Annotated in this window: 2 protein-coding genes and 1 pseudogene; all 3 read left to right on the plus strand. The window is 57.8% G+C overall.

All coding sequences use genetic code 11. From position 1 onward, the window contains the following. Positions 1-202 precede the first annotated feature (202 nt). Positions 203-268: pseudogene (locus tag VGE80_RS14630) on the plus strand (SEC-C metal-binding domain-containing protein); the annotation flags it as partial. Between the two features lie 15 nt (positions 269-283). After that, entirely contained in the window at positions 284-2,344 is a 2,061-nt protein-coding gene (locus VGE80_RS14635) for a tetratricopeptide repeat protein (RefSeq protein WP_440593183.1), read from the plus strand. 123 nt (positions 2,345-2,467) lie between these two features. Beyond that, on the plus strand, positions 2,468-3,583 hold the full coding sequence (gene ribD, locus VGE80_RS14640) for a bifunctional diaminohydroxyphosphoribosylaminopyrimidine deaminase/5-amino-6-(5-phosphoribosylamino)uracil reductase RibD (RefSeq protein WP_440593182.1): 1,116 nt from the start codon (positions 2,468-2,470) through the stop codon (positions 3,581-3,583). Positions 3,584-3,693: the final 110 nt, after the last annotated feature.

Here is a 3,693-nt window from a genome sequence, read left to right on the forward strand (position 1 = left end):
GTCCCCTGTCAAAGCAGGACAAATTTGGTAGACTCGCCTTCTTCGATGTGTCGGATTCTTGCGCACGTCGACCTGATTTCGTAACCCATTCGGCTCGCTTTGCAGCCGATTTAACCGCGCCCGCGGTTTCGGAAGATTCTACGCCCCGACAGGCGTCGACTTTTGGAAATACCATCGCTCATTTGTGGAAGGGACATTGATCATGTCCGTCGATATTTATGCACCGTGTCCATGCGGAAGCGGGAAGAAATTTAAGTTTTGCTGTCACGCCATCTCCGAAGAAATGGATCGCATTGGCCGGTTGATTGAAGGGAACCAGCCTCGAGTCGGACTTCAACAACTGGAAGCACTCGAAAAGAAGGTGCCCAACAACCCGTGGGTCGGAACGACACGGGCCATGGTCCTTCTGGACCTCAACGATCCCGCTGGCGCACGTGACGTGCTGAAGCAGCTTCTGAACGCTCAACCAGACAACGAACTGGCGATCGCTCTGTTCGCTGCGGCAATGGTTCGCATCGAAGGCTTGAGCGCCGGAAAGCGAGCTGTGCACCGTGCTTTCCAGAAAAGTGCCAAGAAATTCCCGGGACTCGTGAGCGACCTGGCCAACGCGATGGCCATCGATTACGCGCAACGTGGCCAGATGATGGCCGCTCGCGAACATCTGGCTCTGGCTCTGCGTTTGACCCCGGAAGAACGTCGGCAGGAACTGTTCGTTCAATTGCTGGAACTGGACGGCGAAAACGGCCTCAGCTATCCCATGCGAGGCTCACATTTACTGCCCAACATTCCGGGACTTGACCTCGAAGTCCAGAAGGAAGTGCGAAAGGCACAGAAGTACGCTGCGGTCGGTTGCTGGAGCACCGCGGCCGACGTATTCACGACGCTGGCGAATGACAATTCATCCCGCCCCGAATTCTGGCACTCCGCCGGTCTCTGCCGAGCCTGGGACGGTGACGAAAAAGTCGCGGCCGAGGCCCTGCATCGCGCAGCGCGACAATACGAAGACCTGGCGGTGGCCGTCGAATGCGAAACGCTTGCACAACTGCAGGACGAGCTGACGACTCAAGATGTGATTGAAGAATGCGTCTATCAGGGAGAAGTCGGTTCCGTCTCCCGTTTGCTCACCGAACTGGACAAGCACCCCAGTATCGAACGAGTGAAACCTCCGACAAATCCGGAAGGAAGAACACCCGCTGCCGCCTATGTGGTTCTGGATACGGATCAAGTCCCTGACGACTTTTCCAACATATCACTGGAACAAATCCCGCATATCCTCGCCAAAGTCGTGGTCGATGACCTTGATGAAAAGCGAAATAGCCCTGCCACGATTGTGATCGCGGGAATTCGCGGTTCCACAATCGATCGCGCCAAGTCGATCATCTCAGCTGCTGCGGGTGATCTGCTAACGTGGTCAACGACGTCGGGCGAACCCGAAGTTGTCGGAAGAACGCCCAAAGAGTTCCACTTCCTCGACAATAACTGGTATCTCCCCAAGAAGACGCCCCTCGTGCAGCGGCAGAAGCTCTTCAATCGGTTCTGGGATACGGTCATCACCGAAAAGTGGCCTCAATTGCCACTGCGTGCCCTGGAAGGCCATACCCCCGAACAAGCCGCGAAGGATCCTGCTTACAAAGTCGCGCTGCTGGGAGCCGTATACGCTCTGGACGCCGCAGGTCAGGTCCGCGGGCGTGGTGGACTTCTCTCTGCAGCAATCAAGCGACTGAACATCGAGCCCCTTCCCGCCATTGAAGTCACCCCTGAGACGAATGTCGGCAGCCTGTCCGTCATGCAGATGCACCGGCTTCCGATCGACAAGCTCAGCGATCAGCAATTGCTGACGGTCGTCAACCGATCGATGCTGATCCGGCACGATGAGACGCTTTATCAGGTCCTCAAAGCTGCGGTTGCCCGGCCGAATCTGACTGACCACCTCGACATGCCTCGAATCATGCGCACGCTGGCAGAACTCAGCTCGATCTTCGGACAGCGTGACGAAGCCTTCGAGTGGATTGATCAAGGTCGCAAGCTTCGCGTTGAGGATGGCAAAACGGCCTTCCAGCAGGCATGGACCTGGGACCTCGCGGAACTGGCTTCTCGTCTGGAAGACCCGACTGATCCGAAGTTGCAGCAACTGCTGCATCGCTTCGTGACCTACTACGGCCCGAAGGTGCCGCAGATCCGCCCCCACATCGAACAGACACTCGAAGCGTTCGATATTCCGTCCCCGTGGAGTTCGATCGAAATCCTCAGCGGAAGCGGGGCAGCCGGTTCTGCGGGTATTTGGACATCCGACCAGAACGAGACTTCTCAGGCCGGTGGAAAGCTCTGGCTGCCTGGTCAGTAATCGCGACAAAAGAAGAGAGCAGCGGCCAGACCGCTGCTCTCTTCTTTCTCAAAGCCCTTTGAATCGGCCGGGATCCCTCTCTGCCCGAAAACATTGAATTGAAGATTGGCAAAGCAGCAGTCGATGTCGAGCGATCGCCCCTTCGACGAACAAATGATGCGACGCGCCCTGGAACTGGCAGGTCGCGGTCTTGGTCGTGTCGAACCAAATCCACTCGTCGGGGCCGTCGTCGTTGACCCCAAGGGCACAATCCTGGGCGAAGGCTGGCACGAATACTACGGCGGTCCGCACGCGGAAGTACGTGCACTCGAAGGACTGGGCACAGCAGCATCAGGCGCGACTCTTTACGTCACACTCGAACCCTGTTGTCACTTCGGGAAGACCCCTCCCTGTTCACAAGCCGTCATTGCGGCGGGAATCAGACGAGTCGTCACCGCCATGCGAGATCCAAACCCCCGCGTCGATGGGGGGGGCATTCAGGAATTGCTGAACGCCGGGGTACAAGTCGAGACAGGGATTCTTGAACACGAAGCCCGCCGTCTCGTCGCTCCCTTCATGATGTTGATGACACAGCAACGCCCCTGGTTTCTCGCCAAATGGGCCATGACACTCGATGGCAAGATTGCCACCCGGACGGGCCATTCAAAATGGATTTCCAATGAACGTTCACGGAACGTCGTCCATGAGTTGCGCGGACGTATGGATGGAATTCTGGTCGGCGCCGGGACGGCCCTGGCCGATGATCCCAGCTTGACTGCGCGTCCAGCCGGCCCCCGTCAGGCTGTTCGAATCGTGATCGATTCAGCCGCGCGGTTGCCCCTGACGTCTCAACTGGTGAGCACCGCAAGCGAAGTTCCCGTCCTCCTTTTTGCCACCCGAAAGGCCGCCCCTGAGCGTTGCGAGCAATTAAGTGAGGCGGGCGTGGAAGTCGTCGTCGTTAGCGAGGACTCGCGACAGCACTGCGATGTCACAGCGGTTGCGGCTGAGTTGGGCCGACGGCGCATGACGAACGTGCTGATCGAAGGAGGAAGCGGAATCCATGGAGCGTTTTTCGAACATCAATTAATCGACGAGCTTCATGCGTTCATTTCCCCCAAGCTCGTGGGAGGCACTCAGGCACTCACTCCGATCGGGGGCCGCGGCATCGATTTCGTTCCCGAGTTGGCTTCGCTGGAGAGCCCATCGGTTGAGCTGCTGGATGGCGACGTCTACATTCACGGGTTGCTGAAAATCGGGTAGGAGGAGGGGTTACCCCCTCCGTCCTCCCACACCACCGGACGTACTCATCGTATCCGGCGGTTTCTAAGATGGTTGTAAATCGGCGTGCCTTTTGGTCAGGAAGACGAGGC

The sequence above is a fragment of the Schlesneria sp. genome, assembly GCF_036405755.1.
In the GTDB taxonomy this organism is placed as follows: domain Bacteria; phylum Planctomycetota; class Planctomycetia; order Planctomycetales; family Planctomycetaceae; genus Schlesneria; species Schlesneria sphaerica.

What these genes read in the sequence shown, in the direction of transcription:
- VGE80_RS14635 (WP_440593183.1), top strand. Translation starts at nt 284, where the DNA reads ATGGATCGCATTGGCCGGTTGATTGAAGGGAACCAGCCTCGAGTCGGA.
- ribD (WP_440593182.1), top strand. Translation starts at nt 2,468, where the DNA reads ATGTCGAGCGATCGCCCCTTCGACGAACAAATGATGCGACGCGCCCTG.